Source organism: Microbacterium sp. TS-1, assembly GCF_000509385.1.
GTDB lineage: Bacteria > Actinomycetota > Actinomycetes > Actinomycetales > Microbacteriaceae > Microbacterium > Microbacterium arborescens.
Map to the genome: position 1 here is coordinate 597,090 of NZ_BASQ01000001.1, position 12,676 is coordinate 609,765.

11 protein-coding genes are annotated in these 12,676 nt (G+C 69.8%); 3 read left to right on the plus strand and 8 right to left on the minus strand.

Features of this window, described 5'->3' with window-relative positions; genetic code table 11:
- Nucleotides 1-111: 111 nt before the first annotated feature.
- Nucleotides 112-1,659 carry a tetratricopeptide repeat protein gene (locus tag MTS1_RS02805; RefSeq protein WP_023951230.1) on the minus strand — a complete coding sequence of 516 codons (1,548 nt, stop codon included), beginning with the start codon at nucleotides 1,657-1,659 and terminating at the stop codon, nucleotides 112-114.
- Between the two features lie 3 nt (nucleotides 1,660-1,662).
- Nucleotides 1,663-2,988, minus strand: a complete 1,326-nt coding sequence (locus MTS1_RS02810; RefSeq protein ID WP_023951232.1) for a replication-associated recombination protein A — start codon at nucleotides 2,986-2,988, stop codon at nucleotides 1,663-1,665.
- Between the two features lie 100 nt (nucleotides 2,989-3,088).
- On the opposite strand from MTS1_RS02810, the gene MTS1_RS02815 reads away from it, so the two are divergent.
- From MTS1_RS02815 to MTS1_RS02825, 3 genes are all read left to right on the plus strand, one after another.
- Nucleotides 3,089-3,391 (plus strand): hypothetical protein, encoded by a 303-nt coding sequence (locus MTS1_RS02815; protein WP_023951234.1) that lies wholly within the window; start codon nucleotides 3,089-3,091, stop codon nucleotides 3,389-3,391.
- A gap of 68 nt (nucleotides 3,392-3,459) precedes the next feature.
- Nucleotides 3,460-4,722: a DUF349 domain-containing protein gene (locus MTS1_RS02820; protein ID WP_023951236.1), complete on the plus strand. Its 1,263-nt coding sequence runs from the start codon at nucleotides 3,460-3,462 to the stop codon at nucleotides 4,720-4,722.
- Nucleotides 4,723-4,818: 96 nt separating this feature from the next.
- On the plus strand, nucleotides 4,819-5,373 hold the full coding sequence (locus tag MTS1_RS02825; protein ID WP_023951239.1) for a hypothetical protein: 555 nt from the start codon (nucleotides 4,819-4,821) through the stop codon (nucleotides 5,371-5,373).
- Here the strand turns inward: MTS1_RS02825 and MTS1_RS02830 are convergent.
- The 6 genes from MTS1_RS02830 to ruvA form a co-directional block, all read right to left on the minus strand.
- Nucleotides 5,360-7,612, minus strand: a complete 2,253-nt coding sequence (locus MTS1_RS02830; protein WP_023951241.1) for a bifunctional (p)ppGpp synthetase/guanosine-3',5'-bis(diphosphate) 3'-pyrophosphohydrolase — start codon at nucleotides 7,610-7,612, stop codon at nucleotides 5,360-5,362. The genes MTS1_RS02825 and MTS1_RS02830 overlap by 14 nt on opposite strands.
- 49 nt (nucleotides 7,613-7,661) lie before the next feature.
- On the minus strand, nucleotides 7,662-8,651 hold the full coding sequence (gene secF / locus MTS1_RS02835) for a protein translocase subunit SecF (protein ID WP_023951243.1): 990 nt from the start codon (nucleotides 8,649-8,651) through the stop codon (nucleotides 7,662-7,664).
- A complete protein-coding gene (gene secD, locus MTS1_RS02840; protein ID WP_023951245.1) occupies nucleotides 8,651-10,366 on the minus strand; it encodes a protein translocase subunit SecD in 1,716 nt (571 codons plus the stop codon). The genes secF and secD overlap by 1 nt, the downstream gene beginning before the upstream one ends.
- Nucleotides 10,367-10,410: 44 nt before the next feature.
- Nucleotides 10,411-10,914 carry a preprotein translocase subunit YajC gene (yajC, locus tag MTS1_RS02845; RefSeq protein WP_023951247.1) on the minus strand — a complete coding sequence of 168 codons (504 nt, stop codon included), beginning with the start codon at nucleotides 10,912-10,914 and terminating at the stop codon, nucleotides 10,411-10,413.
- 79 nt (nucleotides 10,915-10,993) lie between these two features.
- Nucleotides 10,994-12,019, minus strand: a complete 1,026-nt coding sequence (ruvB, locus tag MTS1_RS02850; protein WP_023951250.1) for a Holliday junction branch migration DNA helicase RuvB — start codon at nucleotides 12,017-12,019, stop codon at nucleotides 10,994-10,996.
- Entirely contained in the window at nucleotides 12,012-12,629 is a 618-nt protein-coding gene (ruvA, locus tag MTS1_RS02855; RefSeq protein ID WP_023951252.1) for a Holliday junction branch migration protein RuvA, read from the minus strand. The genes ruvB and ruvA overlap by 8 nt, the downstream gene beginning before the upstream one ends.
- Nucleotides 12,630-12,676 lie beyond the last annotated feature (47 nt).

Genomic DNA, 12,676 nt, shown 5'->3' on the forward strand with positions numbered 1-12,676 from the left:
GACGTATCTCCGCCTCCTCGCCCGTCTCGGACTGCACGCCGGGGCACGCCGAGAGGTCTTGATCAGAAGAGAGGGATGCCCGAAAACTGGGCTTCGAGCCGGTCGAGTCTATCAGACAGTGCCCGCGTCGACCGCGGTGACGAGATCGAGGATGCCGGCCGGATAGAACGGGGTCGCATCCCGTCGCAGGTCGTCGATGCGATACCAGCCGACCGTGGTGTCGCCGTCGAGCACGGGGAGACGCTCTCCGTGCGGCAGAGCCTCGAGCGAGGCGCTGCGGACGGCGAAGACATGAGCGATCTCGTGGCCGCTCTTGCGGCCGTCGTCGAAGATGTTCTCGCTCACCGTGAGCAGCCGCAGCTGCTCGACGTCGGCGGCCAGTTCCTCGCGCAGCTCCCGGCGCATGGCCGCAGCCGCGGTCTCGCCGTACTCGATGCCGCCGCCGGGAGCCCGGAGGAAGGGCCCTGACCCGGGTGCGCCGGGGTACTCCTCAGCCAGGACGTACCCGTCGGAGACGACGAGGGCCACGGAGATCGCCCGGATGCGGTGCGGCGAAGCCAGCTCGTCCGCGTAGGCGGTCACCGCACGCCCGTAGGCGGGCAGGTGCGGGGCGAGGGCGCGCAACGCGGTCCGGAGCGCGGGCGCGGGCTTCTGATCGCTGAACAGTGCGAGCGCCTCGAACGCCCGGGCGGCGTCGGCGAGCGCATCGGTGTCGGGAAAGCGATGCAGCAGTGCCAGAGCACCCGAGGGATCGCCGATGTTGCGAAGCGAGCTCGCCAACTGGATGACGCACGCCGAGCGCCGCTCACCGGTCAACCCCGCCTCGAGCGCCGCCCGATACAGCGGGATCGCCTCGGCCTCCTCGCCGAGGAAATCGTGCAGCGAGCCCCGCTCGTAGCTGCGGACCGCCTCGTCTGCGTCCGCCGCGAGCTCGTCGAGCTCGGCCCACAGAGCTGCGGTGCTCTTGCCTGCGGCAGCACCCCAGAACGCATCGAACGGATCGGCGCTGTGGGCGTCGGTGGCGCCGGCTGCTGTGCTGTGGGCGACGCTGTCACCGGCGACGAATGCAGCGAGGAGGTGACGTACGCGCGACTGCAGGTCGCGGAGCTCGGGGTCGACTTCCCGGCTCGCCGCGAATCGGACCAGCCCGCGCAGGGCCGGGCCGGCATCGCTGGTCTCCCCCGCCATCAGATGATCGACGAGATCGGATGCCGCCATGGTCCGCACCCGCCCGGTCTCGTGTTCGCCCCACGCGGGCTCGGCGACGCGGGTGCAGTCCGCCGCGATGATCACGTGCCGGCGGCGGCGGGCGTTCGCCGCCGCCCATTCGGCGCCGGCGTCGAAGACGGCCCCGGCGCGATACCCGGTCTCCTCCAGCAGCTCGCGCACGCCCGCGGCGACGGCGTCCTCACCGGGATCGATGAGGCCGCCGGGGAGTTCGCCCAGCACGCGCTGCGGGCCCACCCGATACTGATCGAACAGCACGACCGTGTCATCGGCCGTGACCGCGACCACCGTGACGGTGTCGCCGACCTCGACGACGTCCCAGTCGCTCTCGCTTCCGTCGGGCAGCCGGTAGCGGTCGCGACGCACGCGCACGTATCCGTCGAAGGCGGGCGAGGAGCCCAGCAGCGTCCACGGGGGCACAGGGTCGGCCACGGGTCAGTCCCCCAGGATCTTCCGCAGCTTCTCGACGCGCGCACCGATCTCGCGCTCGACGCCGCGATTGGTCGGCTCGTAGTACCGCTTGCCGCGGAGCTCGTCGGGAAGGTACTGCTGCGTGGCGACTCCGACCTCGAGGTCGTGGGGGTAGACGTACCCCTTGCCGTGTCCGAGCCGCTTCGCTCCCGCGTAGTGGGCGTCGCGCAGGTGCTTGGGCACGCGACCGAAGCCGCCGGCGCGGACGTCGGAGATCGCAGCGTTGATGGCGTTGTAGGCGGCGTTCGACTTGGCGGTGGTGGCGAGATACGCCGTCGCCTCGGCGAGCGGGATACGGCCTTCGGGCATCCCGATGAAGGCGACCGCGTCGGCGGCGGCGACGGCGATCGTCAGCGCCTGCGGGTCGGCCAGGCCGATGTCCTCGGAGGCCGAGATGACGAGACGCCGGGCGATGAAGCGCGGGTCCTCGCCCGCCTCGATCATCCGGGCGAGGTAGTGCATCGCGGCGTCGACATCCGACCCGCGTATCGACTTGATGAAGGCGCTGATGACGTCGTAGTGCTCATCGCCCTGCCGGTCGTAGCGCAGGAGCGCACGGTCGACCGCCTGCGCGACGTGGTCCGCCGTGATCACCGGCGCGTCGTCGTCATCGCCGGGCTCGGCCATCGTGGCCGCGGCCTCGAGCGAGGTCAGCGCGCGCCGGGCATCGCCCGAGGCCAGCCGGATGAGGGCGGTCCGCGCGTCGTCGGCGAGGACGATCGAGCCGGCGAGTCCGCGGGCATCGGTGACGGCGCGGTCGATGAGCCCGCCGAGGTCGTCATCGCTGAGCGGCTGGAGAGTGAGCAGCAGTGAACGCGACAGCAGCGGCGCGACGACGGAGAACGACGGGTTCTCCGTCGTCGCCGCGATGAGCAGCACCCAGCCGTTCTCGACGCCCGGGAGAAGAGCGTCCTGCTGCGCCTTGGTGAAGCGGTGGATCTCGTCGAGGAACAGGATCGTCGAGATGCCGTAGAGGTCGCGCTGCGTCATCGCCTCCTGCATGACCTCGCGGACATCCTTGACCCCGGCGGTCACGGCCGAGAGCTCGACGAACCGGCGCCCCGACGAGCGCGCGATCGCCTGAGCGAGCGTCGTCTTGCCCGTCCCCGGCGGCCCCCAGAGGATGACGGAGACCGCTCCCGCTCGGTTGCCGTCGGGCGAGGCGAGGGCGACCAGGGGCGAGCCGGGCCGCAGCAGATGCCCTTGGCCGGCGACCTCGTCGAGCGAGGTGGGTCGCATCCGCACGGCGAGCGGCGTCTGCCCGGAGAAGAGCGCGCTCGAATCGGTCATCCCCTCAGGCTAGTCGCGCGCGGGGACACCGGGATTTTGTCGCGGTACCGACGCGCGCCGTAGGCTTGAGCGGCCCGGAACGGGGCACGGAGGAGGCAACGTGGCAGGTCGCGGCAAGAACCGGGACGATCGCGCGGCGCAGGAACGCGCCCGCCTGTACGCTGCGCGGCGCGAGTACCACGAGGGTCTGGCGGGGCGCCGGACCCGCGACAACATCGTCGCCGCCGTCGCCGGCGGCGTCCTGATCCTCGCCGCGATCGGTGCTCAGGTCGCGTATTTCACCGCCGGCCCCGGAGCCCCGGCACCCGCCGAGACCCCGGCCCCGACTCCGACCGAGACGATGCCGGGATCGCCGACGCCGACACCGTCGGATTCCACTCCGGCAACGATCCCGACTCCCTGACCCCCTCCGTACTAGGCTGTCCCCCGACCTGACCCCCATGCGGCGCGAGCCGCGACGAGGTGCCTTCCGTGACTTCCACCCCTGACTCCACGATCACCCCCGCCGACGACGCCCCGTGGGGTCGCGTCGATGACGACGGCACCGTCTCGGTGCGCGAGGGGGATCAGTGGCGCGTCGTCGGCCAGTATCCCGACGGCACGCCGGAAGAGGCGCTCGCCTACTTCCAGCGCAAGTTCTCCGACCTCGCCGGCGAGGTGACGCTCATCGAGGTGCGTCACCGCCGTGGCGGAGCCTCCGCCGCCGATCTCCGCTCGACCGTCAGCACGCTCCGCTCGCGCATCGCGGGGGCAGCGGCCGTCGGCAACCTGGCCGCGCTCGAGGCGCGCCTGGTCGCCCTCGAGGGCGAGCTCGACGCGGCTTCCGAGTCGGAGGCCGCCGAAGCGAAGCAGGCTCTCGACGCCGCGATCACCGAGCGCACGGGGCTCGTCGAGGCGATCGAGGCGATCGCCGCACGCGACCCGAAGTCGATCCAGTGGAAGCAGACGTCCGCCGAGGTGAACGATCTCTTCGAGCGATGGCAGCGCCATCAGGCCGACGGCCCGCGCCTGCCCCGCGGCACCGGCCAGCAGCTGTGGAAGCGGTTCCGCGACGCCCGCTCGACCATCGACAAGCACCGCCGCGAGTTCTACGCGAGCCTCGACGAGACCCACAAGAGCGCACGCGACGCCAAGCAGCGGCTCATCGAGCGCGCCGAGGCCCTCGCCCCGCGCGGCGAGGACGGCATCGGCGCGTACCGCGACCTGCTGGAGCAGTGGAAGCAGTCGGGCCGCGCGGGCAAGAAGGCCGACGACGCGCTCTGGGCACGCTTCAAGGCCGCGGGCGACGCCCTCTACGGTGCCCGCGCCGAGCGGGAGCAGGCCGACGCCGAGGCATCCCAGGAGAAGATCGTCGCCAAGCGCGCGCTGCTCGACGAAGCCGCTGCCGTCAACGCCGAGAAGGACACGGCGGCCGCGCGGGCGCTGCTGACCGGCATCCAGCGCCGCTGGGACGAGATCGGTCGCATCTTCCCCCGCGACAAGGAGCGCGCCCTCGACGACGAGCTCCGCAAGGTCGAGCAGGCGGTGCGCGCACGCGAAGACGCCGACTGGAAGAACAACAACCCCGAGACCAAGGCACGCCAGGGCGACATGCTGTCGCAGCTCCACGACGCGATCGCCAAGCTCGAGGCCGAGGTCGCCGAGGCCGAGGCTTCGGGTGACAAGCGCGCCATCGCACAGGCGAAGGAAGCGCTCAGCGCACGCAAGGCCTGGCTCAGCGCTCTCGGAGGCTGACTCTCGTCTCCGGCTAAGGGCCTGTGGAGGCGACGCTCTCCACAGGCCCTTAGCTCGTTAGCACCGCCGTTCCCACGTTGGCGCGAGACTGACGCAATGGTCTCACCATACGTCTACGCCCCGGGCACTCGCCTCTCTCTCGCCGAGCTGGGCGCCGCCCGACTGGACGGCGACGTCGTCGAGGTCGGCGAAGCCTTCATGCCCGCCGATGCCGTCGAAAGCCCTGAGATCCGGGCCGCGTCGCTCCGCCCCCTCGTCGCGCAGGGTCTCGCTCTCACACACGAGTCCGCCGCGTGGGTTCACGGCGCGCTGTCCGAACCTCCGCTGCGGCACAGCGTGCAGCGATGCACCGAGCGCCGCCGGAATCACGTGCTCGATCCTCGGCTCCGCTACCGCGACCTTCAGCTCCCCGCGAGCGAGACGGTTCGCCTCGGCGGCATGCCGGTGTCGAACCGCGTTCGCACCCTGTGCGACCTCCTGCGCGCCGACGCAGCGGCAGGCGATGGACCGCGTGCCGGCGCCGTCGCGATGATCGGGATGTTCCCCGACATCCTCGCCGACGCCCGGGTGGCGTTGGCGTGCGGCGGGCCGCTGCCGCACAAGCGCCGGGCGCTCGCGTGGTTGGAGAGCTGGCCGGTTAGGACGACGTGACGCGGTAGACGTCGTAGACCGCGTCGATGCGCCGCACCGCGTTCAGCACACGGTCGAGATGCACGGTGTCACCCATCTCGAACACGAACCTGCTGAGTGCGAGCCGATCATTGTTGGTCTGAACCGACGCCGAGAGGATGTTGACGTGGTGCTCGCTGAGCACGCGCGTCACGTCGCTGAGGAGCCCGGCGCGATCCAACGCCTCGACCTGGATCTGGACGAGGAAGAGACTCTTCGTCGTCGGCGCCCACGACACCTCGATGAGGCGCTCCGGATCGCGCATGAGCGACTCGACGTTCGTGCAGTCGGAGCGGTGCACGGACACGCCGCTTCCCCGCGTGACGAAGCCGACGATCTCATCGCCCGGAACGGGTGTGCAGCATTTGGCCAGCTTGACGAGGATGTCGGGCGCGCCGCGGACGAGGACTCCGGAGTCGCTGTCTCGCTTCTGCCGGGATCGTCCCACGGCCGGCAGCTGGATCGGCCCGGTGGAGGTGTCCTCCTCCGCTCGGACGAGCGCGGTGACCTTCTCGATCACCGACTGCGTCGAGACATGCCCCTCGCCCACCGCCGCGTACAGCGCCGTGACGTCCTCGTAGCGGAGCTGGTGGGCGACCTCGCTGAACGCGTCCTGCCCCATGAGGCGCTGGAGCGGCAGATTCTGACGCCGCATCGCCCGCGCGATCGCGTCCTTGCCCTGCTCGACGGCCTCCTCACGCCGCTCCTTGGTGAACCAGCCGCGGATCTTGTTGCGCGCTCGTGTGCTCTTGACGAAGGTGAGCCAGTCCTGGCTCGGGCCGGCATCGGGGTTCTTCGAGGTGAAGACCTCGACGACGTCGCCGCTGGAGAGCGTCGACTCGAGCGGCACGAGACGCCCGTTGACCTTGGCGCCCATCGTGCGGTGGCCGATCTCGGTGTGCACGGCGTAGGCGAAGTCGACCGGGGTGGCACCCGCGGGCAGGCCGATGACCCGCCCCTTCGGAGTGAAGACGTAGACCTCTTTCGCACCGATCTCGAAACGCAGCGAGTCGAGGAACTCCCCCGGGTCGGCCGTCTCGGCCTGCCAGTCGGAGATGTGGGCGAGCCACGCCATGTCGTTGTCGACCGCTTTGGCGTCGGCCTTGCCGCCCGCCATCCGCTCCTTGTACTTCCAGTGCGCCGCGACACCGAACTCGGCCTGCTGGTGCATCTCGTGGGTGCGGATCTGGATCTCGACCGTGCGCCCGCCCGGACCGATGACGGTCGTGTGGAGGGACTGGTAGAGATTGAACTTCGGCGTCGCGATGTAGTCCTTGAAACGCCCGGGAAGGGGCGTCCACCGCGCGTGGATCGAACCGAGCACCGCGTAGCAGTCGCGGACCGTCGTCACCAGAACGCGGATGCCGATCAGGTCGTAGATGTCGTCGAACTCGCGACCCCGGACGACCATCTTCTGGTACACCGAGTACAGCTGCTTCGGACGGCCCATCACGCGGCCGCGGATCCGCAGTTCACGGAGGTCGCTCTCGACCGCATCGATGACCGTCTGCAGATACTGCTCGCGCTGGGGCGTGCGCTGGGTGACCAGGCTGTCGATCTCGGCGTAGAGCTTCGGGTGGAGCACCGCGAACGACAGGTCTTCGAGCTCGCTCTTGATGGCCTGGATGCCGAGCCGGTGTGCGAGCGGGGCGTAGATCTCGAGCGTCTCCGTCGCCTTCTTCGCCGCTTTCTCGGGCGGAACGAAACCCCACGTCCGGGCGTTGTGCAACCGGTCGGCGAGCTTGATCAGGAGCACGCGGATGTCGCGCGACATCGCGACGATCATCTTGCGGACCGTCTCGGCCTGCGCGGCGTCGCCGTACTTGACCTTATCGAGCTTCGTCACGCCGTCGACGAGCATCGCGACCTCGTCGCCGAACTCGGCTGTCAGCTGGTCGAGACCGTACGAGGTGTCTTCGACGGTGTCGTGCAGGAGCGCGGCCGCGATGGCCCGGGGGCCGAGGCCGAGCTCCGCCAGGATCTGCGCGACGGCGAGCGGGTGCGTGATGTACGGCTCGCCGCTCTGGCGCTTCTGCTGCGCGTGGGCCCGCGAGGCGGTCTGGTAGGCGCGATCGATGATCGCGATGTCGCCTTTGGGGTGGTGCGCGCGCACCGTTCGAACGAGCTGCTCGAGCCCTTCGCGGGGGGCCGCTCGCGAGAAGATGCGCGGGACGAGGCGGCGGAGCGAACTCTGGGCAGGGGGCGGGGTGATCTCGGTCATGCCCTCACCTCCGCCATGCAGACATCGATTCTACGCGCCCTCGCGGCGCTCAGGCCTCGACCGAGGCTCGCTCGCGCGACTCGCGCACCCGAGCGTCGTTCGCCTTGATACCGGGCTCGCCCTCGCGCAGCAGCGCGAACAGCGGCACGGCGACGAACAGCGTCGAGTAGGCGGCGACCAGCGTGCCGACGAAGATCGACAGCGAGATGTCGGTGAGCGTCTGGGCACCGAGCCAAAGCGCGCCGATGAAGAGGATCGCTCCGGTCGGGAGGGCCGCGACGATCGTGGTGTTGATCGAGCGCACGAGCGTCTGGTTGGCCGCCAGGTTGACCGATTCGCCGAACGTCCGCCCCGACTTCTCGCCGTCCTCGAACGTGTTCTCGCGGACCTTGTCGAAGACGACCGTGGTGTCGTACAGCGAGTACGACAGGATCGTCAGGAAGCCGATCACGGCGGCGGGAGAGATCTCGAATCCGAAGAGCGAGTAGACGCCCACGGTGACCACGAGCACGTCGACGAGGCCGATGATCGCGGCGACGGACATCTTCCAGGTGCGGAAGTACAGCGCGAGGATCAGGAACGTCAGGGCGAGGAAGATCGCCAGGCCCCACAGCGACTGACGGGTGACGTCCTGACCCCAGCTCGGCCCGATGAACGACGAGCTCACCTCGGCGGCGGGGACGTCGTAGGCCTCGGCGAGGCGCGCGGTCACATCACGGGTCTCGGCATCCGACATCTGGTCGGTCTGCACGCGCACGGCGTCCTCGCCGATCGTGGTGACCTTCGTCGTCGCTCCGGGAACGACGTCCTGGACGGCGGCGGTCGCCAACAGCTGGTCGGTGTTCGAGACGTTCGTCACCGTGAACTGCGACCCGCCCGTGAACTCGATGGAGAACTGCGGGGGCTTCACGACGAGGACGAGGACCGAGCCGAGCACGAGGGCTGCGGCGATGATGAACCACAGCGTGCGACGGGCGACGAAGGGGAACGACAGCTTGCCCGTGTAGAGGTCGTTTCCGAACCGGTTGAAGAATCGCATCAGTGCTTGTCCCCCGTCGCGTCGCGCTTCTCGCCTGCGGCCTGCTCGGCGCGCTTGCGTTCCGCGATCGTCTGTCGCCGTTCGGCCTCGCCGCGCGACTTGGCGGCTCGGCGACCGGCCGCGGTCTTCGCGCCGGCAGCGACCGGAGCGCGGAACTGCGCACGCCCACGGTAGACCGCGCCGAGCGCATCGGGGTCGAGACCCGACAGCTTGTGACCCGACCCGAAGAACCGCGTGCGCACGAGCAGCTGCAGCACGGGGTGGGTGAAGAGGATGAAGATCAGGATGTCGATCGCGGTCGTCAGTCCCAGCGTGAACGCGAAGCCCTTCACCGTCGAGTCGGCGAGGATGTACAGCACCACGGCGGCGAGGATGTTGATCGACTTCGAGATGAAGATCGTCCGCTTCGCGCGGGACCAGCCGTCCTCGACGGCACCGGTGATCGACTTGCCGTCACGCAGCTCGTCTCTGATCCGCTCGAAGTACACGATGAACGAGTCGGCTGTGAAGCCGATCGTGACGATCAGGCCGGCCACACCCGCCAACGACAGGCGGAAGCCCATGCGCCACGCGAGAATCGTCAGTGCCGCGTAGGTGAGCACAGCCATGACGACCAGCGAGGCGATGATGACCGTTCCGAGTGCCCGGTAGACGACGAGTGAGTACACCGCGACCAGCGCGAGACCGATGAGACCCGCGATGAGTCCGATCTGCAGCTGCTGCGAACCGAGGGTCGCGGAGATCGTGTTCGTGCTCTGCACCTCGAAGCTCAGCGGCAGAGCGCCGAACTTGAGCTGGTCGGCGAGGATCTTCGAGCTGTCCTGGTCGAACGAGCCCGTGATCGACGGCTTGCCGGTGAGGATGACGGCGTCCATCGAGGGCGCCGAGAGCACGTCGCCGTCGAGGACGAAGGCGAACTGGTTGAGCGGCGACTGCTGCCCGTAGAGCCGCTGGCTGATCTTGCCGAATGTCTCGGTGCCCTGCTGGTCGAACGTGATGTTCACGGCCCAGCGACCGGTGCTCTGCTCGAGGCCGTTGGTGGCGTTGTCGATCGACGACCCGTCGAGCTCGACCGGCCCGAGGATGTACTTCGCCGTCCCCGTGCGATCGCACGTGATCAGCGGCTGATCGGCCGGCGCGTCGGCCGGGTCGTTCGCCGGATCTGTGCAGTCGTAGGCGAGGAACTGCGCCTGCAGCGCCTCGGTGATCCACGCGGGATCGCTGCCGTTGGAGGGCGTCGTCGATGGCGTGGCCGGCAGGTTGGGGTCGGGCGTGGGATACGGCGTCTCGTTGCCGTCGTCACCGACGAAGCTGGTTGCGGGAGTGCCGGTGTAGAGCACGGCGCGCAGCTGGAGCTGTGCCGAGGCGTCGATGCGCTCCCGCGTCTCGTCGTCGACCTCGCCCGGCAGCTGCACCACGATCTGGTTGCCGGCCTGCGTGGCGATGTCCGCCTCGACCAGTCCCGACGCGTCGACGCGCTGGCGGATGATGGAGGCAGCCTGCTGCATCTGCTCACTCGAGGGCACCGCCCCGTCGGACTGCGCCTGGAGGACGATCTGCGTCCCGCCCTGGAGATCCAGCGCGAGCTCGGGAGCCCACGAGCTCGCCTTGAACACATAGACGCCGAGGGCGTTGATGCCGAACAGGAGCGCCGTCAGGACCACGAGTCCGGTCAGCGCGCGCCAGGCACGGCGCACAGGTGTGGAAGTCGCCACGGGGAGGTCAGCTTTCGTCGAGCGAGCGCCGGGTCAGCGGCGGTTCAGGCGCGGGGCTTGTCGTCGCGGTCGGCCGCACCCTCGGAGGCGGCGTCGGCGCGATCGCGCGCGGCGTCGTCGCTGACCGAGGTGATGAGCCCCTGCTCGACGTCGGCGACGTACTCCTCGTGGTGCTCTTCGGCCTCGATGTACTCGTCCTCGGTGAGCGTGCCCTCGGCGGGGTCGACGACGCGGAGGATCGCCTGGCTGTGGACCTCGACCTCGACGCCGGGCGCGAGCTCGACGCGGGCCGACTTCGAGAGGTCTTCGCCGTCGTACTCGACGATCGTCCCGTAGAACCCGCCCTGCAGCAGCACCTTCGCGCCGGGGAGGAGCTGACGCGACTTCTCGGCCTGCTCCGCCTTCATCCGCTGGGCGCGACGACGCTGGCTCCAGAACATGAAGACGATGAGCAGCGCGAGGATGATCAGCAGCCCGTACTCGGCGAAGAACTGCACCGCCGGGTTCGCGGGAGGAGCGTCGGCCGGGGTGGTGGCGAAGAAGAGCATGGAGGTGGGAGCACCTTTCACGGGTAGGCACGCGAAGAATGCGCACCCTCGGGATTCGTCGGCGAGAAGCCTTCAGCGATTATAGGTTATCGATCTCCAGCGCCCCGTCGGCACGGGGAACGCCGAGATGGCGGTAGGCCGAGGGCATGGCCACGCGGCCACGCGGCGAGCGGCCCACGAAGCCGATGCGGACGAGGTACGGCTCGACGACCGACTCGATCGTCTCCGCTTCCTCCCCCACGGTCACCGCGAGGGTGTTCAGCCCGACCGGTCCCCCGCCGAAGCGGCGGACGAGGGCGTCCAGCACGGCGCGGTCCAGGCGATCGAGCCCGATGGCGTCGACGTCGTAGAGGTCGAGCGCGGCCGCGACATCCGCCTCCGTCGCGCCCGCCGCCGTGTTGCCGTGCACGACCACGAAATCTCGGACGCGGCGCAGCAGGCGGTTCGCGATACGAGGCGTGCCGCGGGAGCGGCGCGCGATCTCGGACCGCGCGATGGGCGGGACGTCGACGGCGAGGACGCTCGCCGACCGCTGGATGACGCGTTCGAGCTCTTCGGGCTCGTAGTACTCCATGTGGGCGGTGAAACCGAAACGGTCGCGAAGCGGATTCGGCAGCAGTCCCGACCGGGTGGTCGCACCCACGAGCGTGAAGGGGGCGAGTTCGAGCGGGATGCTGGTGGCACCGGCTCCCTTGCCGACCATGATGTCGATGCGGAAGTCCTCCATCGCGAGGTACAGCATCTCCTCGGCCGAGCGCGCCATTCGATGGATCTCGTCGATGAAGAGCACCTCGCCGGGCACGAGGCTCGACAAGAGGGCTGCGAGGTCGCCCGCGTGCTGGATGGCGGGACCGCTCGACATACGCAGGGGACGGCCGCTCTCGTGGGCGACGATCATCGCGAGCGTCGTCTTGCCGAGCCCGGGAGGGCCCGACAGCAGGATGTGGTCGGCGGGTCGGTCCTGCATCGCGGCGGCCTGCAGCAGGAGCTCGAGCTGCCCGCGCACCTTCTGCTGCCCGACGAATTCGGCGAGCGACGTCGGCCGCAGGGCCCCCTCGACCGCGAGCTCGGTCTCGTCCGCGGCCAGCTCGTGCGCGTCAGACACCGGTCTGCTCCGGTCGCGCGGGGCCGAGCTGCGCCAGCGCGAGCTTCAGCAGGGCGGGCACGGTCGCCGGGGCGGCGGCATCCGCCGTCACCTGCGCGACGGCCTCCGCCGCGACGCGCTCGCTCCAGCCGAGGGCGACCAGCGCCGCCACGACCTGACCGCTGAGCGTTCCGGCGCCGGCGGGAACGGATGCCGGCTGCCCGGAGGGCACCGCCTGGAGCTTGCCCGCGAGCTGCACCACGATGAGCTTCGCGGTCTTGGGTCCGATCCCCGAGACACGGCGGAAGGGAGCGTCGTCCTCGGCGGTGACGGCCTCGGCGATCTGCGCGACGCTGAGCGCCGACAGGACGCCGAGCGCGGACTTCGGGCCGACGCCGGTCACCCCGATGAGCAGGAGGAAGACCCCGAGCTGCTCGCGCGTCTCGAAACCGAAGAGCGAGAGGGCGTCTTCGCGGACGACGAGGTTCGTGTGCAGCACGATCTCATCACCGACATGGAACGAGCGCGGGATGTCGGGGGTCACGGCGACCGAGAACCCGACCCCGCCGACGTCGATGACGACGCTGTCGGACTCGAGGTGCAGCACGCTGCCGCGCAGGGAGGAGATCATGATCCGAGCCTAGGCGGCGCTTCGCAGGTATGTTCGAGCGACACGCG